The sequence below is a fragment of the Chitinophaga sp. CF118 genome, from assembly GCF_900112615.1.
Classification (GTDB): Bacteria; Bacteroidota; Bacteroidia; order Chitinophagales; family Chitinophagaceae; genus Chitinophaga.
Genome location: NZ_FOMK01000005.1, coordinates 271775 through 293896, shown reverse-complemented (window position 1 = coordinate 293896; position 22122 = coordinate 271775). Strand labels below are relative to the sequence as shown.

The 22122-nt window shown below is 43.1% G+C and carries 22 protein-coding genes; 5 read left to right on the top strand and 17 right to left on the bottom strand.

Going from position 1 to position 22122, the window contains the following annotated elements; translation table 11 throughout:
* Window positions 1-24: 24 nt before the first annotated feature.
* Entirely contained in the window at window positions 25-1554 is a 1530-nt protein-coding gene (locus BM176_RS21480) for an ATP-binding protein (protein WP_090106383.1), read from the top strand.
* On the opposite strand, the gene BM176_RS21475 is transcribed toward BM176_RS21480, so the two are convergent.
* Window positions 1551-2222, bottom strand: coding sequence for a peptidoglycan DD-metalloendopeptidase family protein (locus tag BM176_RS21475; RefSeq protein ID WP_090106382.1), 672 nt, complete (start codon window positions 2220-2222; stop codon window positions 1551-1553). The genes BM176_RS21480 and BM176_RS21475 overlap by 4 nt on opposite strands.
* 62 nt (window positions 2223-2284) lie before the next feature.
* Window positions 2285-3586: a M20/M25/M40 family metallo-hydrolase gene (locus BM176_RS21470; protein ID WP_090106381.1), complete on the bottom strand. Its 1302-nt coding sequence runs from the start codon at window positions 3584-3586 to the stop codon at window positions 2285-2287.
* Between the two features lie 96 nt (window positions 3587-3682).
* Between BM176_RS21470 and ruvB the strand changes: the two genes are divergently transcribed.
* On the top strand, window positions 3683-4711 hold the full coding sequence (gene ruvB / locus BM176_RS21465) for a Holliday junction branch migration DNA helicase RuvB (RefSeq protein WP_090106380.1): 1029 nt from the start codon (window positions 3683-3685) through the stop codon (window positions 4709-4711).
* Between the two features lie 133 nt (window positions 4712-4844).
* Here the strand turns inward: ruvB and BM176_RS21460 are convergent, their stop codons facing one another.
* From BM176_RS21460 to BM176_RS21430, 7 genes are all read right to left on the bottom strand, one after another.
* Window positions 4845-5753: a bestrophin family protein gene (locus BM176_RS21460; RefSeq protein ID WP_090106379.1), complete on the bottom strand. Its 909-nt coding sequence runs from the start codon at window positions 5751-5753 to the stop codon at window positions 4845-4847.
* Window positions 5754-5786: 33 nt separating this feature from the next.
* A complete protein-coding gene (locus BM176_RS21455) occupies window positions 5787-6266 on the bottom strand; it encodes a hypothetical protein (RefSeq protein WP_143097873.1) in 480 nt (159 codons plus the stop codon).
* A gap of 97 nt (window positions 6267-6363) precedes the next feature.
* Window positions 6364-7725: a HAMP domain-containing sensor histidine kinase gene (locus BM176_RS21450; RefSeq protein ID WP_090106377.1), complete on the bottom strand. Its 1362-nt coding sequence runs from the start codon at window positions 7723-7725 to the stop codon at window positions 6364-6366.
* A complete protein-coding gene (locus BM176_RS21445) occupies window positions 7722-8411 on the bottom strand; it encodes a response regulator transcription factor (RefSeq protein ID WP_090106376.1) in 690 nt (229 codons plus the stop codon). The genes BM176_RS21450 and BM176_RS21445 overlap by 4 nt, the downstream gene beginning before the upstream one ends.
* Before the next feature lie 70 nt (window positions 8412-8481).
* On the bottom strand, window positions 8482-9183 hold the full coding sequence (locus tag BM176_RS21440; protein ID WP_090106375.1) for a response regulator transcription factor: 702 nt from the start codon (window positions 9181-9183) through the stop codon (window positions 8482-8484).
* An 80-nt stretch (window positions 9184-9263) separates the two neighbouring features.
* Window positions 9264-10055: a DUF3108 domain-containing protein gene (locus tag BM176_RS21435; protein ID WP_090106374.1), complete on the bottom strand. Its 792-nt coding sequence runs from the start codon at window positions 10053-10055 to the stop codon at window positions 9264-9266.
* A gap of 7 nt (window positions 10056-10062) precedes the next feature.
* Window positions 10063-11022 carry a lysylphosphatidylglycerol synthase domain-containing protein gene (locus BM176_RS21430; RefSeq protein WP_369823749.1) on the bottom strand — a complete coding sequence of 320 codons (960 nt, stop codon included), beginning with the start codon at window positions 11020-11022 and terminating at the stop codon, window positions 10063-10065.
* A 64-nt stretch (window positions 11023-11086) separates the two neighbouring features.
* On the opposite strand from BM176_RS21430, the gene ruvC reads away from it, so the two are divergent.
* Window positions 11087-11647, top strand: coding sequence for a crossover junction endodeoxyribonuclease RuvC (gene ruvC, locus BM176_RS21425; protein WP_255373565.1), 561 nt, complete (start codon window positions 11087-11089; stop codon window positions 11645-11647).
* Between the two features lie 144 nt (window positions 11648-11791).
* Window positions 11792-12499, top strand: coding sequence for a response regulator transcription factor (locus BM176_RS21420; RefSeq protein WP_090106371.1), 708 nt, complete (start codon window positions 11792-11794; stop codon window positions 12497-12499).
* On the opposite strand, the gene BM176_RS21415 is transcribed toward BM176_RS21420, so the two are convergent.
* From BM176_RS21415 to rsmA, 4 genes are all read right to left on the bottom strand, one after another.
* Window positions 12477-12872, bottom strand: coding sequence for an HIT family protein (locus BM176_RS21415; protein WP_090106370.1), 396 nt, complete (start codon window positions 12870-12872; stop codon window positions 12477-12479). The genes BM176_RS21420 and BM176_RS21415 overlap by 23 nt on opposite strands.
* 95 nt (window positions 12873-12967) lie before the next feature.
* Entirely contained in the window at window positions 12968-13441 is a 474-nt protein-coding gene (gene greA / locus BM176_RS21410; RefSeq protein WP_090106369.1) for a transcription elongation factor GreA, read from the bottom strand.
* Between the two features lie 153 nt (window positions 13442-13594).
* On the bottom strand, window positions 13595-14524 hold the full coding sequence (locus BM176_RS21405) for an NAD(P)-dependent oxidoreductase (RefSeq protein WP_090106368.1): 930 nt from the start codon (window positions 14522-14524) through the stop codon (window positions 13595-13597).
* Between the two features lies 1 nt (window position 14525).
* Window positions 14526-15278 carry a 16S rRNA (adenine(1518)-N(6)/adenine(1519)-N(6))-dimethyltransferase RsmA gene (rsmA, locus tag BM176_RS21400; RefSeq protein WP_090106367.1) on the bottom strand — a complete coding sequence of 251 codons (753 nt, stop codon included), beginning with the start codon at window positions 15276-15278 and terminating at the stop codon, window positions 14526-14528.
* A gap of 104 nt (window positions 15279-15382) precedes the next feature.
* On the opposite strand from rsmA, the gene pdxA reads away from it, so the two are divergent.
* Entirely contained in the window at window positions 15383-16447 is a 1065-nt protein-coding gene (pdxA, locus tag BM176_RS21395; protein ID WP_090106366.1) for a 4-hydroxythreonine-4-phosphate dehydrogenase PdxA, read from the top strand.
* Here pdxA and BM176_RS21390 read toward each other — a convergent pair whose 3' ends face one another.
* The 4 genes from BM176_RS21390 to atpA all read right to left on the bottom strand — a co-directional run bounded on the left by BM176_RS21390 (window position 16448) and on the right by atpA (window position 22107).
* A complete protein-coding gene (locus BM176_RS21390; protein WP_090106365.1) occupies window positions 16448-17293 on the bottom strand; it encodes a class I SAM-dependent methyltransferase in 846 nt (281 codons plus the stop codon).
* 227 nt (window positions 17294-17520) lie between these two features.
* Window positions 17521-18168 (bottom strand): hypothetical protein, encoded by a 648-nt coding sequence (locus BM176_RS21385; RefSeq protein ID WP_143097872.1) that lies wholly within the window; start codon window positions 18166-18168, stop codon window positions 17521-17523.
* Between the two features lie 37 nt (window positions 18169-18205).
* Window positions 18206-20359, bottom strand: a complete 2154-nt coding sequence (locus BM176_RS21380) for a TonB-dependent receptor (protein ID WP_090106363.1) — start codon at window positions 20357-20359, stop codon at window positions 18206-18208.
* 170 nt (window positions 20360-20529) lie between these two features.
* Window positions 20530-22107 (bottom strand): F0F1 ATP synthase subunit alpha, encoded by a 1578-nt coding sequence (gene atpA, locus BM176_RS21375; protein WP_090106362.1) that lies wholly within the window; start codon window positions 22105-22107, stop codon window positions 20530-20532.
* Window positions 22108-22122: the final 15 nt, after the last annotated feature.

Sequence of the window (22122 nt, the reverse complement as noted above, 5' to 3'; positions counted from 1 at the left end):
CTCTTTTTAGCTATATTTGTTAGTATGCGGAAGTATCCAATAGGTTTACAGGATTTCGGAGAAATAAGAAAAGGAGGGTTTTTATATATTGATAAGACCCATGCAATCTATAATCTTATCGAATCCGGAAAGTATTATTTCCTTAGCCGTCCAAGACGGTTTGGTAAATCCCTATTGCTATCAACCATTAAGGAGATTTTCAGTGGTAACAAAAAGCTATTTGAAGGACTCTGGATAGAAAATCAATGGAACTGGGAAAAGAAACACCCTGTAATACATCTGCGCCTGAGTAAAATTGATTATCAGAAGTTTGGTTTATACGAGGCCCTTAACATGGAAATGGTTGCCCTGGCAAAAGAACTCGATATAGAACTGGAAGCTAATAACCTAAAAGGAAGATTTGAAGAACTAATTCGCAAAGCTTCTGTTAATGAGAATGTTGTAATACTGATAGATGAGTACGATAAACCAATTATAGATTACCTGGATGATTTATCCAATGCAGAAGAAAATCGTGCTGTATTTAAAAGCTTCTATTCTATTCTAAAAGATTCGGATGAATATATTCGTTTACTTCTTATTACAGGTGTAAGTAGATTTACCAAAGTGAGCATTTTCTCTGATTTGAATAATCTTAGAGATATTACCCTCCTTCCTCAATTTGAAACATTAACTGGTATTACACAAGAAGAACTGGATACTAACTTTAAGCCAGAGCTAGCAGAGCTCAGTGCTGAGGATGCCAGTTTCCCTGCGCAGATAAAGGAATGGTATAATGGTTATTCCTGGGGAGGGAAAACTACAGCATATAACCCTTTTTCGATTCTGAATTTTATGGCTGACAGGCAGTTTAATAACTACTGGATAGCAACAGGTACTCCTTCTTTCTTAATTAAACAGGTACGTTCACGCCCTGATTTTCTTTTTACAGAAGATAATCTTGAAGTAGATGTATCTAGCCTCTCGGATCTTTACATTGATAATATTAAGCCACTGACACTCATGTTTCAGACGGGCTATCTTACTATAAAATCCTACAATAAAGAGGATCGTTTATATACATTAGGATACCCTAACAGAGAAGTAAAAGAAAGTGTGCTGGCACATCTGGCAACTGCCTATAGCTTCACTGATACAGGCCATGTAAGACCTACAATTATTGAACTGAAAAAAGCTTTTACAGATAATAATATAAAGAAAGTAGTAGACATTATAGATACCCTCCTTGCTAACATTCCCAACCCTTTATGGATAGATGCCAAGGAATCTTTTTATCACGGTTTGATTCATACGGCATTTCAATTACTGGGTATTGAAATATCAAGCGAAGTACATTCTGCCAAAGGCCGTTTAGATGCAAGAGTAATGACGAAAACACATATTTATGTGTTAGAGTTTAAGCTGGATGCTACTGCTCAACATGCACTGGATCAGATCATCAATAAAGACTATTTAGGGTCTTACAAATTGGATCCACGTAAGAAGGTGGCGATAGGTATCAATTTCTCTTCCGCAGAAAAGAAAATAAGCGAATATCTGATACAGGAATTCTAAATCATTTGTAAAATAATATTCGGATCGGGACAATTCGCAAGGTACTTCTCTCTTTCACTATACCTGCAAACACCAGGATAATCTCCTTTTTTTCCTTCCATATCTTCAATTACCTGGAAATGTAAATGAGGTGGCCAATGCCCATTCTCCGGAATATCTCCGAAATGTGCCAGTACCTGCCCGGCAACAATTTTATCATTCTCAGATAATCCTTCCAGATCTGCTAAAGAGAGGTGTCCATAAAGTGTATGAAAAATGCGGCCTTCTAACTCATGACGGAGAATAATAGTGGCGCCATAGTCTCCATCTATATCATTAAAACGAAAGCTATGTATTTCTCCGTCCAATGGAACGTAAACCGTTGTTCCTGCAGGTCCCCATATATCAACGGCAAGATGAAGTCTGCGGGGTTCCTCTTCTGTATCGAAATGCGCACTGCGTGCATAAATACTACGATGTTCTGCATATCCGCCAATCCCAAACAGGCATTGATGTTGCGCTAATTGTTTTGTAACATAATCTGTAAACAAATAAACGTCATCCAGAATCTCAGGATTAAGATCTTTATTCGCAGCCGTAAAATCCATCGGTAACAGGCGATCATTTGCAGCATTATATAATACTACGGGTTGGAATGGCTGATGCTGTTGCAATATTCTGTCTAACATACACTCGGGTTATGATACAACAAAATACTGATTTGTCGCTGCAATATTCTATCTAACATAAACTATACTTTCTTTTTATCAACCCGTTTAGGAGTATCCGTTCCATTTACAATAGAACGGGCGCTTGTAGCAATCCCTTTTATGATATTGGTAAGATTCGGCAGGTCCAGCGTTTTTACTTCATCCCTTACATTATGATATAGGGTATCTGTATCTATACGCGCTGTGGAAATAGTATGTGCCGGTACTCCTTGTTTTGCTAAGGATGCATTATCCGCGCGGTAAAAAAGATGCTGATCCGGGTAAGGATCAGGATATACGCGGAAAGACGAGCCTCGTAGATTACGTTTCAGAATCTGCCCGAAATCTGAGCGTTCCCAGCCTGTAATAAAGATGCTGTTTTTACCAAATCTGGAGATCTTTCCCAGCATGTCTATATTGAACATGGCTACTATCTTATCCGGATCTGAATGATTCGCATAATAGCGCGAGCCATATTCCCCAATCTCTTCTCCGGTAAAGGCAATGAATAACAAAGTGCGCGCTGGAGGTGGTTGCTTTTTATAATAGCTGGCCAGCATGATAATAGCAGTAATTCCACTGGCATCGTCATCGGCTCCGTTTGCAATACTGTCTTCCGCTACCGGAGATGTTATCCCGAGATGGTCGTAATGCGCAGAAAAGATTACATACTCTTCCGGTTTGGTAGTGCCAGGAATCATTCCAATAATATTGAACAGTGGTAAAGGTATTACCTGCTGATCAACCTTTACGGCCCATGTTTTTATATCAGTGTCTGTTGCCGGTTTCAATACCATGATTACATTGCTGCCGCCGCTATTGTCAAGATGCCTTCCGCTCTCTTGTATGCCATAGCTATAATTGATGAATTCTTTATGATGTGAAGTATCTACCCACACAATAATATTTCGTTTTGCTCCGCGCTGTAATTTGTCGAGCTGTTCATAAAAATTATCGGAGGCTTTGATCTGTTCGCTTTTAAGTGAACTATCCTGGTTCCAGTTCAGGTGACTGGCAGCACTGAGTACCAGCACCCTGTCGCCAGCTTTCTCCTCATGACCGTTTATCCACAATTGCTGATGTTCCGGCTTCACCTCATAATGATGAAATGATTGACGAAAATCCTTATGTCCGGCAAAAGGCTGTAACTGTGCTTTGGTATATTCCTGTTCAATAAAAACAGCAGCTTTTTCAGCGCCGGGAGTGAATGTTTTCCGTCCCTCCATATCATCTGCAGCCAGCGTTGAGATAATCCGTTTTACTTCTGCCACTTTAATATCCTGTGCTGTAGTGCACATGGATAAAAAGCTTATTATGGGGATAAGGAACCATTGTTTTTGCATAGAATCTCTATTAAGGCTAACGTGTTATACAATATAGCAAACATTGTTTAACAGACCTACTCAGACAGCCATATTTTTGGTAACTTTCGCCCTGATATGTCTAATCCGCTAAGACCAGAAGAAAACCGCCCGGGTGCGGCAGAAAAGGAGTTCGAGAACAGCATCCGGCCCAAAGAAATCGTGGATTTCTCCGGGCAGGACCAGATCATTGATAATCTTAAGATATTTATCAAGGCTGCAAAACTGCGGGGTGAAGCACTGGATCATATTTTATTCCATGGCCCTCCCGGCCTGGGAAAAACCACGCTTTCCCGTATTGTATCCAATGAAATGGGAGTGAATATCCGCGAAACATCAGGACCGGTTATTGAAAAGCCCGGCGACCTGGCAGGACTACTCACCAATCTGGAAGAAAGAGATGTGCTGTTCATTGATGAAATACATCGCCTCAGCAATGTGGTGGAAGAATACCTGTATTCTGCTATGGAAGACTATCGTATCGACATCATGATAGATACGGGTCCAAGTGCACGGTCCATTCAGATCACCATACACCCTTTTACACTCATAGGCGCTACAACCCGTTCAGGATTGCTCACAGCACCGCTCCTCTCCCGCTTTGGTATTAAATCCAGGCTGGAATATTACAATGCGGCTACCCTGCAAAAGATCATCTGGCGGGCTGCCGGGCTCCTTCAAACCAAGATCACCTCTGATGCCGCTATGGAAATAGCCCGGCGCTCCCGCGGTACTCCGCGTATTGCCAATGGCCTGTTGCGCCGTGTGCGCGACTTTGCACAGGTAGTGGGCAATGGCGTGATCGATCTTGACATTGCAAAGTATAGCCTGAAAGCCCTGAATGTAGATGAGTACGGACTGGATGAAATGGATAACCGTATCCTGCTCACCATCATCGAAAACTTTAAAGGCGGACCGGTAGGTATTACTACCATTGCAACAGCTGTAGGAGAAGAATCCGGTACCATCGAAGAAGTCTACGAACCTTTCCTGATCCAGGAAGGCTTCATTAAACGCACTCCGAGAGGACGGGAAGTAACTGAAAAAGCATATATCCATCTGGGCAAAGCTCCAAGAGGAGGTGCCGAAGGCGGGCTCCTGTTCTAAAACAAAGCAGTCCAAAATCCTCAATTCATTTGTATAAAATAAATAGCGGTCAGAGAGGACTTAACCCTTCTGACCGCTTCCACACTAACGATTCTTATTTCCTTACCCTCATTAAAAGGGAACTCATCCGGTTTTACATCACATAGTACTTATAAACGGCAGCACTCTCCGGTAGATGATGATCATTCAACATCTGCTTCAGATCCTTTTCTATATTCCGGGATATCGCCGTCATCGGCGTATCTGTAGGTTTATTATCAAACGGATCCTGCAGATGGATCGCCATCTTTTCTATCAGCAGAAAAGACGCGGCAATTGATACCACCATGGGTATTTCCAATATCCCAAAATCCTCGATCAGGGCAAAGGGTAATAACAGAATGAAAAAGTTCATAGAGAAGTGAATATACAGGCTGTAGGTAGCCGGGAACACGGTATTTTTGATCCGTTCACATTTCCCCATCGCATCGCAAAGTCTGCTAAGTGTCCGGTCTATTTCTACCTGCTGATAAGTATTCAGCCACTCCTGTTTTAAAGCATAGTTCAGATCCCGCGCATGCAGTTCCAGCAATGCCATAGGAATATTAGCATAGCGGGATACAAATGCAATCTCTCTCTTCGACAAATGTTTTTCCAATCCCTCTTTTGCATCCAATCCCCTCAAAGTCTGACTCAGGGCATAACACCATGCTATCTGCCGCCGTACCATCCGCTCCCGGAAGTTCACAATCTCTTCCGTCTTATATTGATCATCCATAAAAGACAGGATCTGTCTCGTTAAAGAACGTGAATCATTCACAATAGCACCCCAGATAGTACGTGCTTCCCACCACCGGTCGTATGCCTGGTTTGAACGGAAAGCCAGCAACAGGGAGATCACGGTACCCATGATCATGGGTACAGATAAGGGAATCGCCATATCCCTTAAATTAAACTGGTCGTGCAGCAGCACTATAAAAAGCGTGTACACGGCTATCAGCAATACTTCATATTTTATTTTCCCGAAAACATACTTCAACGGGATATTTTCTTTCAGCAACATATACAACGGTTTTTAAGATAATTCTGCAATTGTTCATACTTCGAACAGCTCCGACATTGCAGATACCAGGAATTTCTCTTTACGCTGTTTTAAAGGCACCTTGTAAACAGGATATTTACTTTTACTGATAAGGGTAGCCGGATTATAACTATCCTTACCTGCCAGCCTGAATTCTTCCGTAGCGGCACATGCAATCACATCAATATTCTGGTACTGAAGGAAATTCCTGAAAACACTACTGGTATTACCGAATAAGAATTCTGTCTTCAGCAGATGGATGGAAGAAGCATATTTATTCCGGATAATCTCACACGCATCTTTGTAATCTTCAGTAATCAGGTCATAATGTGCAGACCTGCGGGACAGCATCATCAGATCTGTAATAGAAGTGGGCATCCGCAACGCGTGCATCATAACTATAGTCAATGGCTCATGTCCGAATTTCTCTACAACGCTATGGAGTACACGAAGAGACCGGATGGAAAAATCTGTAGGTATCAATACATGTTTCATATGTCTTGTTTTAACACAAAACTATCAGCATGAGGTTAGTAACCCGTAAGGATCAGATAAAAGAAAGGTAAAAATGTGGTAAGAATCTGGTAAGAAACTATTCAATATAGGTTGGCAGAGTAATCCTGATCTCTGTTCCCTGGTCCTGCTGACTATTCACTATCATATTTCCTCCATGCAGGCGGATGATATTACGCGCCAGTGGTAATCCGATGCCATATCCCTTGTAACTGCTGGTATTGGATGCCCGGAAAAAGGGCTCATAAATAAATGGAAGATCATGGGCGGGGATGCCAATGCCATTGTCTTTTATGATGATGATGTTACTCTTATCTGTAGCTGCAAGCGCTATATAGGCAGGACGGTTGTCTGAATACTTACAGGCATTCTGTACAATATTGCTTAATGCAAGTTGCAGCAGTTGAGCATTTCCCAGCACGCAAAGTTTATCCTCATCTTCCGGCAGCATTGTATAATCAATCTCAACCTTGTTTTCCGGGTTAATCCGGTCAATGGTATTCTTTACGCTAAAGATCAGCTCATCTGTCCGGATCTTTTCCAGTTGCTGGCGTTTGCCGTCAAATCCTGTCTGGGCAAGATTAAGCAGGCTCTTAGTGATATGCTCCAACCGCTCCGCCTCCTGTAGAATTACCTGTAATGACTGACGGTACTGCTCTTCCGGGCGTTGTTTATTTAATGCCAGTTCGGCCTCTCCTATGATGGCAGTCAGCGGTGTACCCAGTTCATGAGAAGCATTGCTTACAAAGTTATTCTGTGTTTCAAAAGCTGTTTCCAGGCGGTCCAGCATATTATTGAAGGTTTGCGCCAGTTCACTCATTTCATCCCCGCTGTTCTGTGCATTCAGCCGCAGGTGCAGGTTATGGGCTCTGATATTCTTTACCTGGGAAGTAATCTGCCGCACCGGTTGCAGAATATAACGGGAAAAGAACAGACCCGCTGTTACTACTACAATTGCGGCAATAACAATGCACAACAGCAGCACCTTCCGGAGATCTGCCAGGTACCGCGAACCGTAATCATTACGGGCAGATACAATCACTACATACGTCGTTTGTTCCTTCACGTAACGTACCCCTTCGTAAAAGGTATCATTGTGCCTGTAGGTAGCTTTGCCTGCTGTAAGGGCTTTGCTGATAAAGGTTCGGGGAAGATCTTTTAATCGGGGATCTGTTGCAACTTTTCCGCTGCTATCCCTTTTAAGGAAATATTCCTGTTCATATGGTAAGCGTTCGAGGTGTTCATTCCTGATCTGCTCGTAGGCAGCACCGTTTTCTTCAAATGCTGCTCTTGCAGCAATGTAGGCCCTTATTTCCAGCCGTTTATAGAAGTCAGCGAATGAATGCCGGTTAGTCAGCAAATAGGCAAATGTGGCCATTAAGAGTATAATGGACACCGTTAGTACCGTAAACAGGATTAATATCTTATAGCGTATCTTCATTCTTCTTCCTTCAACATGTAACCCATACCTACCACCGTCTGGATCAGGGTAGACAATCCTTTTCGGTTCACTTTTTTGCGCAGGTAATTGACGTACACATCTACTACTTTGGTATTCATATTAAAATCCACGCCCCATACATTTTCCAGAATCTCCATCCGGGATAATACCCGGCGGGGGTTTTTCATCATATACTCCAGCAACCGGTATTCTGTAGCAGTTAATACTATCGTTTCATTGCAACGGCTGGCGCTTTTGGTATGTGTATCCAGTTCCAGGTCTGCAATCTTCAGAATATTGGAGGGAGATAATGCAGATGTAGCTTCCGGCTGTCTCCTGAGTAGTGAACGGATACGCGCCAGCAACTCCGCCTGTTTAAAAGGTTTTACCAGGTAATCATCGGCACCGCTATCCAGGCCCGACACCACATTTTCTGTAGAGCCAAGGGCTGTCAGCATCAGAATAGGTGTGGTATCCTGCTGTTTGCGCAATTGCTTGCATACTGCAACTCCGTTCATTCCCGGCAACATAACATCCAGTATGATCAGCTGAAAAGCATTGTCTGTGGCCATCTGCAGCCCGGCATGTCCGTCCAGTGCCACACTCACATCATACCCAGCTTCTGTAAGGTATCGCCGGATAAATGATACTACGGATGGTTCATCTTCTATCAGTAATAATTTCATCTGCGCGGCTAAAAAATGAAAAGCTCCTGACAATGAATTTCGTCAGGAGCCTTAATATAATTAATATGTTCTATTCTTTTACCACCAGCCGGAATCCATTTCCATGGATGTTCACAATCTCAATATTTGTATCTTCTTTCAGATACTTACGCAGTTTGGCAATATATACATCCATGCTGCGACCATTGAAGTAGGTATCGCTACCCCATATTTTTTTCAACGCCAGTTCACGCGGCAGCAGATCGTTTTTGTGTTCACACAACATACGCAGCAACTCATTCTCTTTAGGAGAAAGCGTATGTGTTTCACCGTCACGTGCTAATGTGCGCAGGCGTGCATTGAATTCATACCGGCCTATCTTAAACTCATGAATATCTTCTTCTTTGCTGTTTAATTCCTGGTTACGTTTCAGGATCGCCTTTATTTTCAGCAGCAGCAATTCACTGTCGAACGGTTTAGCGATGTAATCATCTGCCCCTAGTTTATATCCCTGAATGATATCTTCTTTCATTGTTTTGGCAGACAGGAAGAATAATGGAATATCAGGGTCTACATCGCGGATTTCTTCTGCAAGTTTAAAACCATCCATATTAGGCATCATGATATCCAGCAGGCAGATATCAAATTTATCTCTTCTGAACGCAGCCAGCGCCAGGATTCCATCACGGGAAAGCTCTACTTCATAGTCATTCAGTTCGAGGTAATTTTTAAGTACCATTCCCAGGTTGGTATCATCTTCTGCCAATAATATTTTTGGTTTACGATCTTCCATATTCAATAAAGTATTAATGTAGAACAAATATAGTTAGTCCATTGTTCACAGAACGTTAAGATAAGACTAAAGTCGTTGAGTTACTTACTAATAAGTGAACTAAAGTTATAACGCAGGTTCTTATATTCCACCATATCAACCTTGATACTACCAACAGAAATGGGGCTGTCTATACGAAGTGGAACTTTATTTCCGTCATCACTTACCCAGACGTTCATTTTTTCGCCACCTTCAAACAAGGTTCCTTTAATGAGCAAAGGTGTAAACTTGATGGCCCGGAACTTTCCGAATTTGGTTTCCACTACCTCCTTACCCACGTACCGGATATAGATATTATAGACTTTATCGTCCAGGAACATATTGAAAGGGATCTTATCGCCGGGTTTGTATTTGTCAAAGTTGATGTTACGGGCATAATAGATGGTACTGATTACATCCTGGGAGCAGTCTGGTATCTTAAAGGTGCCGTTGGTACTGGTAGCGGTGTTTTGCGGATGGTTGAAGCTAACATTATTATAGATCTTATATCCGCCTTCATCCACGTTGCGCAGAAAGCGAAGCGGGAGTAAGGTAGCGGTATCTATGAAGCTTTCGTATTTGTCGCGTACTTTAAAGAACCAGTCGTATGTACGAAAAGTTTTACCGGTACCGGCTACATGATATACATCCTTTCCGTTCAGTTTTTCCAGCTGGCAGGTGAACACGGCTTCACCGGCTCCTACGAAGAGTCTTCCGAGGTTGTAATATACTTTGAAGGTAATGCTTTCACCAGGTTTGAAGCTGGTATTGGAAATACCGCAAAATTCAGTTTGTGCAATTACAGGGCGGACAATGGCCAGACTACTTAATACGATGAGTAAAATAAACCTCATTGGTGAGCTATTTTTCCTTAAAAATCTTGATTCCCAGCAACAACACACTGCCCAATATAGCGGGCAGTAACAGATTAATGCACCAGATACCCACTGTAGCTGCAATGATAGCCGGGCTGTTCGTACTGAGCAGCCCCATGAAATACAGGCTTACTTTGCCACGGAGGCCTAGTTCGGCAATGGCGATCGTTGGCACCAGCGCCATCACTAGATAAATGACCGCATTCATCAAAAATCCTTGCCACCACAGCATTTCCACGCCCAAAGAGTTTAGCAAAATCAAATACTGTGCCGAGAAGACTATGTATCTGCAAGCTGAGAGCAGTAACAAACGTTCAAGGTCCCCTGCGGAGTAACGAACAATGATCTGCACAAACACTTTGGCTTTCTTCAGAAACGGGATCTTTTCAAATATAGCCAGAATGATCTGCAACCGAAAATATAATAATATGATCAATACGCAAACAACAATAAGCAATCCTAAGAGTATTTTCTCCCAGAAGCCAGCTGCCAAATGACCATCGTCCTTTACCAGCGTGTATTTGCTGATATAGTACATCAAACCAATTAACCCAAAGATAATAGTAATGATCAACTGGCTGAAGCTACCAACCATTGTGGCAGCAATAGCCTTCAGCTTACTACGGTTGTTTTTCAGATAAAGCACGCGTCCTCCGTATTCGCCAATGCGGTTAGGGGTATTAATAGAGAAGGATACCCCCGAAAGTACTGCACTGAATGCACGCAGGAAAGATATCTTCTGTAAAGGTTTTACGAGCATCTGCCACTTACGGGCTTCCAGCCCCCAATTGAACAACATACCGATAAGCACCATAACCATGGCCATTCCGCCCTTATTTTTCAGGGCGAAAAACATCTGCCGGAGGGATACCTGCAGATCAGGTTTGGTTAACACCTGGGTGTAAATAGAATAAGCTAACCAGGCAAAAAGCACTGCACCCAGCAGGTAATTGAGAATTATTTTGGTACTTTTGTTCAGACATCAAGATTTTAGCAAAAATAAACTGTGGTTGGCAAACAAGGCAAAAATAATTCTGGGCATTGATCCCGGTACACTGGTAATGGGTTATGGACTGATACTGGTAGAGGGAACAAAGGCCAGCCTGTTGAAAATGGATGTATTAAAATTGTCCAAACATAAAGACCACTACGAAAGGCTGCAATTAATACACGCCCGTGTACATGAGCTGATACAAACGCATAAACCTGCTTCCTGCGCAATAGAAGCCCCCTTCTTTGGCAAGAACGTCCAGAGTATGTTGAAACTGGGCAGGGCGCAGGGAGTCGCAATAGCAACCGCTATGCATTCCGGAGTACCTGTAACCGAATATTCCCCAAAAAAGGTAAAGCAATCAATTACAGGTAATGGGAATGCAGATAAAGAGCAAATCTGGCAAATGTTACAAAGGATCCTGAATTTTTCCGAACGCCCTGATTATCTGGATGCTACAGATGCCCTGGCAGTAGCAGTCTGCCACTTTTTCCAGGAATCCAGTGCATTACCGGATATGAGCAAAGGCAAAGGATGGGGGCAGTTTCTTCAGAAGCACCCGGATAGAATAATTGGATAATTCTCGTTTTATAGCTTGCCGTTTTTCAAGAAGTTAATAAATTGCGTTTACTTTGAACTAAATTCCTCATAATATGCTCCAAAATATGGTACATGGAGCTTTACACCATAGATTATGGTATTTATATAATCAGCATCACAAGCTATGAAAGCAAGAATCCTATTGGTGGAAGATGATCAGAATGTTGGTGCGGTAACAAAGAAACGTTTAGAAGAAGCAGGTTACGATGTAGTTCATTGCACAGACGGACAAATGGCCTGGGACCAGTTCCAGTTGAGAACCTTTGACATATGCCTGTTGGATGTAGTAATGCCTAAGAAAGACGGGTTTACACTGGCAGAGCAGATCAGAAGGAAAAATGATTTCATCCCCATCCTCTTCCTGACCTCAAGGGCAATGGATGAGGATAAGATCAAAGGTTTCAAAACAGGGGCTGATGATTATATCACCAAGCCATTCAGTATGCAGGAATTATTACTGCGTATAGAAGTGTTCCTGAAAAGAAGCAAAAGCTCTACGGTAGTAACAACGGAGAAGCGCACCCAATACGTTATAGGCAAACTAACCTTTGACTATAATGATCTTATCCTGCGTGAAAAAAGCGGAGAAGTTTCCAGTACGCTTACACAAAAAGAAGCCGACCTGCTGAAATATCTCTGTGATAACGCAAACAAAACGCTCAAACGAGAAGAAATACTGTTCCATGTATGGGGCAAGGATGATTATTTCCTGGGCCGGAGCATGGACGTATTTATTACCAAACTGAGAAAACATTTCAGAACAGATCCGGCTATTAAACTGGAAACACTACACGGCGTTGGATTCCGGTTTAATATACCAGGACAGATATAATCCGGGCCTGTATCTCTTCAAATTCGCTTTTTGACAACTTCAGCTTAGGACGTCCAAAGTTCATATCATCTGCCGTATTAATTGGAATAAGGTGCATATGAGCATGAGGAACTTCCAGGCCTATAACACTTACACCTACACGATTACACGGAAAAGCTTTCTCAATAGCCTTTGCTACAGGCTTTGCAAACAACAGCCACTCTCCCAGCAGATCATCCCTCACATCAAAAAATTTGTCTACTTCCTCCTTAGGCACTATCAATACATGCCCTTTTACCAATGGGGCTATATCCAGGAATGCATAAAAACTGTCATTCTCTGCTATGCGGTAACTTGGGATCTCTCCCTTGATAATCTTTGTGAAAACAGACATGGAATCGGATTTAATGAGGGCTAAGTTATGAAAAAGTCCCCTCCCTGATCAGAGAGGGGACTTTTTCTTCATCATCTTATTACTGTATAGTGCTCCTATATGGTAATATTATCTATTTTGAATTTCATACTTCCATTAGGCGCCACCACTTCGGCAACTTCACCTACATGCTTACCCAGTAATCCTTTACCAATAGGAGAAGTAATAGAAATTTTACCCATCTTCAGATCGGCTTCTTTTTCTGATACTATTTGATAAGTAACGGTCTTTTTACTCGCCACATTTGTAATCGTTACCTTACATAATATGGATACCTTTGAGGTGTCAATGGAATCAATTTCCAGTATTCTTGCTGTTGCTACCGCATTCTCCAGGGAAGCCAGCTTAGCTTCATGTAATCCCTGTGCTTCCTTTGCAGCATCATATTCAGCATTTTCTTTGAGGTCACCTTTTTCCCTTGCTTCTGCAATGGCCCTGGCGATTTCTGCCCGGCCCTTTGTTTTCAGGAAGTTGAGCTCTTCCCGCATCTGGTCCAGGGTTTCTTTGGTAACGTAGTTTATACCAGACATAACGTTATGTTTTAGAAATAGTAAAAAAAAATCAACGCTCCCATTTGCATAGAAGCGTTGTATTATTGGTATGCTGCAAATATAATTATTTTTTAATTCCGGCGATAAATATTGTCACATATACAGTATTTATAATACCTGTGTCCGGAATGCTCAGATAATATTCAACTTTTCCAATACTATCCGGGGCATCTTGATACTTGCTTCGTGAGAATACCCTGCAATATGCGGGGTCAGCACTACATTGGGTAATTGCAATAACCGTTCCAGCTGCTCCTTTTCTACTGCAGAATAAGTGCCCAGCTTCTCATTTTCCAGTACGTCCAGGCAGGCACCCGAAATAGTACCTCTCTCCAACGCCAGGATCAGATCTGCAGTATCGGTAAGTTTGCCCCTGGCGGCATTGATAAACCACACAGGCTTATGAAAAGAATTGAAAAAAGAGGTGTTTGCCAGGTACTGCGTTTCTGCTGTAAGCGGCAGGTGTACACTCACCACATCAGCTTCCTTAAACAGCTGGTCCATAGTGGCTTCCTTCACATATTCATCACTGAACCCCGTTTTATACTTATCATATGCAAGGATCTGCACATCAAACCCACGCAGTTTGCGGGCAAATGCACCACCAGTATTACCATACCCAATAATCCCCACAGTTCTGCCATTCAACTCAAAACCACGGTTACCATCCCGCTCCCAAATACCCTTGCGCAATTCCAGGTTGCTCTTCAATACATTGTTCATCAGGGCAAGCAGCATGCCTAGTGCCTGCTCCCCTACTGCATCACAGTTGCCTTCGGGACTGCTTACACAATGAATTCCCTTACTTTCTGCGTAAGGCACATCTATCAGTTCCATTCCACTTCCCAGCCGGCCTATCCATTCCAACTGCCTGGCCCTATCTATTATTGCCTTATCTACCTTTATGCGGGTAGTAACAATCATTCCCACATACTCCGGAATAATAGCAATCACTTCATCATAAGTAATGGAGGGCTGGTAAGTCACCTCAAATCCCTTTTCCTCCAGCCTGTCTTTCAAATAATTATGCGCTTTCGCTGTAATTAAAACTTTCCTGCTCATATCACTTCATCTTGTGTGTCAATGCTGCAAAATCTGCTACTGTCAGAGCTTCTGCTCTTTTAGTGAAAATCTCGTCCTGCAGATATTCTTTATCGAATAATGTTTTTAACGGATTACGTAGTTGTTTACGGCGTTGCCCGAAAGCTGTTTTTACCAGGTTAAAGAATTTCCGTTCACTGGCAATATCATATGGCTGCTCCAGCCGGCTAAATCTCACCACGCCTGATTTAACCTTCGGTGGAGGATTAAAACAGTTCTCATGCACTTCAAAAAGGTATTCTACCTTGTAAAAGGCCTGGATCAGCACACTTAAAATGCCATATTCCTTATTACCATGCCCGGCTGCAATACGCAGGGCTACCTCTTTCTGGAACATTCCTACTACCTGGGGTACCTGATTCCTCCATTCTAAGATCCGGAACATGATCTGCGAAGAAATGTTATAAGGGAAATTACCAATAACACTGAACTCCCCTTCAAATGGTGCAGGTGTTTGCAGTATGTCCTGATTAATCAGTTTACCTTTTATTTTGGGGTACGTCTTTTCCAGGTAATGTACCTTTTCGGTATCAAGCTCCACTGCCTTGAAATTGATTCCAGGCAGCTCCAGCAGGTATTTCGTAATGGCGCCTGCTCCCGGGCCTACCTCCAATACTTGCTGATTTTCAATTACAGGTAAGGACGATACAATGTCCCTGCAGATATTCTCGTCTTTCAGGAAATGCTGTCCAAGCGATTTTTTGAGTGTATACATTCGTCTGCGAAATTACGTAATTAGCTACAAGCGACAAGGGATGTCCTTTCTGCTAACTACTTGCGGCTATTATCCGTATATTTGCGCATTATTCTCAAACAAGCATGAGTAGCACCATCCATACGAACAAACCGGTAATTGGTATCACTATTGGTGATATTAACAGCATAGGCGCTGAGATTATTATCAAAACCTTTGCAGACAACAGGATGCTGGAGTTTTGTACCCCGGTGATATTTGCTTCTAACAAAACCATCAACTTCTACCGGAAGCTGATGAATGAGAACAATTTTAATTACCAGAGCCTGAAAGATTTTACCCGCCTTAACCACAAGCAGGTGAATGTTTTCAACTGCTGGGAGGAAGAAGTACAGATCACCCCGGGCGTATTGAACGAAATAGGTGGCAAATATGCTGCCCGTTCCCTGGAAGTGGCTATACAATGCCTGAAAGATGATCAGATTGAAGGACTGGTAACAGCTCCCATCCATAAAAAGAATATCCAGGGAGAACAATTCAACTATACAGGTCATACTCCTTACCTGCGCGACGCTTTTGGTGCAAAGGATGTACTGATGTTCATGACTGCCGAAAATATGCGGGTGGGATTGCTCACCGAACATGTGCCAGTGGCTGAAGTGGCTAAATATGTAACCAAAGAAAATATCCTGGATAAACTCCAGATGATGAAAGATAGCCTGGTGAAAGACTTTGGGATAGATAGCCCACGCATTGCTGTATTGGGACTAAACCCACACGCCGGCGATGAGGGATTAATAGGCAGGGAAGAAATAGAACAGATCTCTCCTGCTATTAACCAGGCTAAAAGTAACGGAATCTTATGCTTTGGCCCATATAGTGCCGATGCTTTCTTCGCAAGAAGTATGCACACCAGCTTTGACGGGGTACTCGCAATGTACCACGATCAGGGACTGATCCCCTTTAAATCACTGGCTACAGGTGAGGGTATCAACTTTACTGCCGGCCTGCCGATAGTACGTACCTCTCCCGATCATGGTACAGCTTTCGATATTGCCGGTAAAAATCTCGCAGATCCGGACTCCTTCCGCCAGGCCATCTTCTCCTGCCTGGAGATCCTGGATAAACGTGAAACATATGCTGAGAATACCAGCAATCCATTGAAGAAGATCCAGCTGGCATCTGAGTAGCTAAATACTGAAAGCTACCATTTCCATCATTCCTTCTCCCTTTGTATGGTACATTTTGTTGCGGCCGTTCAGAACATATTCTGCGGCCTGCATGTCATATACGTCAAAGATCTCCGCTTCCAGCAAAGACAACAGATTCATAATCTTTTTCCGGCTATACTGCTTCAGACGACTTCCAGTGGCTGTTTCCATCACTTCCAGCATATCATTTGCCCGGGGCACAAAAGCGGATGGAAGATTTTCCTGCGGCAAAATATAATCCATGATCACAGCATTATTCCTTGCTCTGGAACAGAACGCACGCATAATCCGCAGAAACTGTTCCTCCGTGATAGAATGCATGATCCCTTCAAATATGATCAGGGTGGGCTCATGCGGCGTATAACCAGCTTTGATCAGTGTTTCCATCATTAATGGTGGATTAGTTATATCTGCATACAGATGGTGTAACCGCACTTCATTAAAGGAAACAGATGCATACAACTCCTGCTTTTCGTGCATATGAGCTTTATCTATTTCATAGATACTACGCAGTTGTGTGGGATAGTGTTCTGCGATCTGCAATCCCAGGGGATCCAATCCTGCGGCCAGTATACATATCTGCTGCCGGGGATGCTGCTCCAGCAACTCATCTATCAGGTAACGGACCATTCTTTTTCTAAGCTGTAGCAGAGTATGATACAGCGGAGAAATAGTGTACAGTTCTGCTGCCAGTTTTTCTACAGCACTGAAATCTATACGGGAAATATATTCGCGGCTCCAGCCACTATTATACAGGCTTTTTGCAATCGTTAATATTAACGCAGAAGAGGAAGCAGCGCTCAGTTTATACTCCACGAGTCTCATGGGGGTTACATTTTAGGTTAACGCATGCACAGGGTTATTTTATTTACACGCTTTATAAAGATAACCGTATCAACTGAAACAGGACAGCAGGACTGGGGATAAGGGAAGAGGATAAATAAAGGGCTTGAGGATCTAAATAGAACTTCTTCTACATCAGAGATTTGAATAAAAAGAGGGAAATGGCTCATACTTATTATATACAATGAGCATGAGCCATTTAGCCTGATCTATTTAATCTGTGCTAACAACTGCTTTGTATATGTTTCTCCCCAATGAGGAGCAATACTGCTGGCAGGTTTGAATGTGCTGAACTTCTTCAATGCTGTTTCGAATTTCGCTTTCGCACCGGCTTTACTGCCGCCAAATTGTTCAGGCGTATAAAACAGTGATTGCCCCTGTAACATATACACACGGGGATTCTCACTGTTGATCTGCGCTGCTTGTTCCTGCATGCTGGCAGCTTGAGGTCCATATTGCCGTCCCCTGCTTGGAGGGTCAACACTGATGCGGGAAGTAGCTATAAGAGATTTGATGCAATATATTTCATCATTTTGAGGACTCAGGCTATCCGCTTTAGTAATATTCGCTTCGGCCTTGTCTGCAATAACATCTACTTTGCTCTGATCTTTCTCCATAAAAGCAACCATTACATTGCAGTAACCTGCATAATAGTAAGGTAGCCACTGTGTTTTTTCTGCGGCACCAATACGCTCAAAAGTATTGGCCATTTCCTGTAATTTCTGTGGAGTAAAATTAGCAGGATCATCCAGCAAGGTTACCTGTTTGGCCATAGCTCCTTCATATTGGGCGCTCTGCGCCATAGATACAGATGCTATACTGGCAGACAGAAAAAGGGCAAGCATTATACGTTTCATAATTGTGAGATTTTGTGGTTATGATTAGTGAATGAGTTTATAAATTATTGATCACATCCTGTCTTCTGTCGATACCAAAGTTCATGAACATACCTATATAAACAAAGCGTGGTATGTTAGGTGTAATCTCTTCCCGGCGCAGTTTATCGGTTGAATAACGATAACCATATACCTGCTTGAAATTACCCGCATTGCTGACAGACAATACGAATACAGTGAATGCTTTCCTGATAGAGGTCAGATAACTGGCACTAAATCCGAGAGAATTGTAGTCGATTGTTTTTTCAGACATGAACTTACTGTTTTCCAGAGTAGGATTATAATACGGACGGCCTGTTGAGAAGCTATAGGTAATCCCGAAATTGGTAGTGATAGCGGGAATATAATACTTGTAAACTACGCTGAAGGTATGTTTTGCTGCAAAGTCTGGCTGTACTTCATATGGATAGTTCAGGTAGTTACGCTTTGTATCCAGGTAAGAATAAGAGATCCAGTAGTCCATATTCTTAAACGTTTTGTGGTCGCGCCAGAATAGTTCTATTCCTTTTGCATAACCGGTACCTGCATTACTGGTATCAGGACTTGTTTTCATCAGGCCATGATACTTTTTATAGAATGCCTCTACACGCAGGGTATAATTCCCGGTGATGCGCTGGACGCTTGCAATGTAATGTGTAGCCTTCATGTAGTCCAGGTCGGGTTTAAAGCGGATGTATTGCTGTTCCGGTTTCTGGTAATAGTCGCCATATGCCAGGGATACCTGGCTATAGTCGTCCAGTTTGTATGCGATGGAAATACGGGGAGCCACATTCGTTTTTTCCAGGATGGAAGAATGCTCCACACGGCCACCTACCCGGCCTACCAATTGAGGCGTGATGTAAATATCTCCTTCTAAAAAAGCAGCTGAATAGTTTTCCGTATAGTCGGCATGCATACTGTTGAATCCTGCTTTCTCCACATTGTACTGGTATTCCCCGCCCATGCGGATAGAAGAATAACTGCCTATTCCTTTGGTGAGCATCACTCTTACCTGCGATAACTGCGACTGGTTATTAATTTTTGCAGGAGCTGATTCTTCCAGTGTATCAGTATTGATCTTATCACTGTTACTACTAAAGGATACACCAGTGCTGATGCGCCATCCTTTCCCCAGTCTTTCTTTGTATGTGAGGTTCGTATACACATTCTGGTTACGCAGTTCAAACAGTTCGTTATAACCGGGATGTTCCAGGCTGGGACGCAGGGTACCCATATGTGTCCAGTTAGCATAACCATAAAACTTCAGCATACCTGTAGCAGATGTCTTTCTCCTGAAGTTGGCAGATGTTCCTATTATTTCAGGATTTACACTAGGTTGGAATTTAGACTTCACTACATCAAGGTAAGGCCCAAGGTTCGTATAATCTGCCTCAACACCATAAGAACTCTTTTTATCTTTGGTCAGTTGGTCCACTCCCACACTGCCTCCCAATACGGACAAACCGACAGAAGAGGAAGAACGCTGTGGTAAGTCCTGTGATTCCAGGATCAATGCAGATGACAGTCCCTGGCCATATTGGGCGGAATACCCTCCACTGCTGAAGGTAGTGCCTTTGAACAGGAAAGGTGAAAACCTTCCACGACCGGGCATATCGGGCAGGCCGGAATAAAAGGGATTGCGTACCATCAATCCGTCAATGAATGTTTGTGTTTCATATCCTGTACCACCACGAACAAACAGGCCCTCACGGTCATTTGTCTGTTGTGTACCTGGTAATGTTTTCAGGGCATTTACGATATCCGCACCAGCGCCGGCAGTGGTAACAATATCCAGCGGTTTCAACACTGTTCCTTTTCTTTCATCGCTGGCTTCAAAACTACCGGCAGAGATAGTCACCATTTTCAGTTCACTGATTACCTCTCTTAAAACAATATTGTATTCCTGGGGATTGTTGAAGTTGACTTTCTGCTCAAACGGGCGGTAGCCATTCAGGGTGACTGTCAGGATCTGTTCTCCTTTGAGATCGCTTACAAAAGAGAAGCTACCGTCGGGTCCACTGGTTGCTCCATCATAAGTATCTTTTATAGCGATGTTTACTCCTGGCAGAGGGCGTTTTTTGCTATCAGTGATCTTACCGGTAATTTTCTGTTGTGCCATCACGCAAACCGGTAAAAACAATATTACGACCAGATACAGGCTAATCTTCCACATAGGGGGTATGAATTTTTATCAAAACTACTCGTGTTTGGGGTGTAAATCAACTGCTAACAGGTTAATAAGGGGGAGTTTACCGGTAAAAACGGGGGAATTGTCGGTTAGATCTGAAATGAAAAAGGCTGCCTCATATGATTGAGACAGCCTTTTTTCAGAATATATTGAGACTATGCAAATCTTGGTTTCAGTTCGCTAGCCAGTGCTGTCATACGTTTCAGACCATCTTCAGGCAGGTTACCCTTTTTGAATTCAGCCAGTACTTCAGGAAGGCGAACGGCCATTTCATGCAGGAAAGCTTCTTCGAATGCTTTTACATTCTTTACAGGAACTTCACGCAGTAAACCGTTTGTACCCAGGTAGATCATAGCCACCTGTTTTTCTACGGTATATGGAGAGAACTGTGCCTGTTTCAGGATTTCCACGTTACGTGCACCTTTATCGATTGTCTGCCTTGTAGAAGCATCCATATCACCACCGAATTTAGAGAAAGCCTCCATTTCACGGTATTGTGCCTGGTCAAGTTTCAGTGTACCTGATACTTTCTTCATGGATTTGATCTGAGCGTTACCACCCACACGGCTTACAGAGATACCTACGTTGATTGCCGGACGGATACCTGCGTTGAACAGGTTTGATTCCAGGAAGATCTGACCATCCGTAATGGAGATCACGTTTGTAGGGATGTAAGCAGATACGTCGGCAGCCTGTGTTTCAATGATAGGCAATGCTGTCAGGGAACCACCACCTTTTACGAGGTGTCTGATAGACTCAGGCAGGTCGTTCATCTGGCGGGCAATCTCATCCTTGCTGATTACTTTCGCTGCACGTTCCAGTAAACGGGAGTGCAAATAGAATACGTCACCAGGATAAGCCTCACGTCCGGGAGGACGACGCAGCAACAGGGAAACCTCACGATAAGCCACGGCCTGTTTGGACAGATCATCATAAACGATCAGAGCAGGGCGACCTGAGTCACGGAAGAATTCACCGATAGCAGCACCCGCAAATGGAGCGTAGAACTGTAAAGGAGCCGGATCAGCAGCAGTAGCAGCTACGATAGTAGTGTAAGCCATAGCACCTGCTTCCTGCAGGGTTTTCATTACACCTGCAACGGTAGATGCTTTCTGTCCTATCGCTACGTAGATACAATATACTGGTTTACCAGCCTCGTAAAATTCTTTCTGGTTGATGATAGCATCGATACAGATAGCAGTTTTACCAGTCTGACGGTCACCGATTACCAGCTCACGCTGTCCGCGGCCGATAGGAATCATCGCATCAATTGCTTTGATACCGGTTTGCAGTGGTTCTTTTACTGGTTCACGGAAAAGTACACCGGGAGCTTTACGTTCCAGGGGCATTTCATACAGTTCGCCAGTGATAGGGCCTTTACCATCGATAGGGTGCCCCAGTGTATTTACTACGCGACCAACCATTCCTTCACCTACGTTAATAGATGCGATCTTGCCGGTACGGCGTACTTTATTACCTTCTTTAATATTTCCGGATTCACCCATCAATACCACACCCACGTTATCTTCTTCCAGGTTCAAAGCGATAGCTTTTACGCCATTCTCGAACTCAACCAGTTCACCAGAACGAACATTGTTCAATCCATAGATACGTGCAATACCATCACCCACCTGCAATACTGTACCTACCTCTTCCAGGTCGGCAGCAGCATTGAAGTTGCTTAGTTGCTGGCGTAATATCGCCGAAATTTCATCAGGTTTTATCTCCACCATGTTTATGCTTTTTAG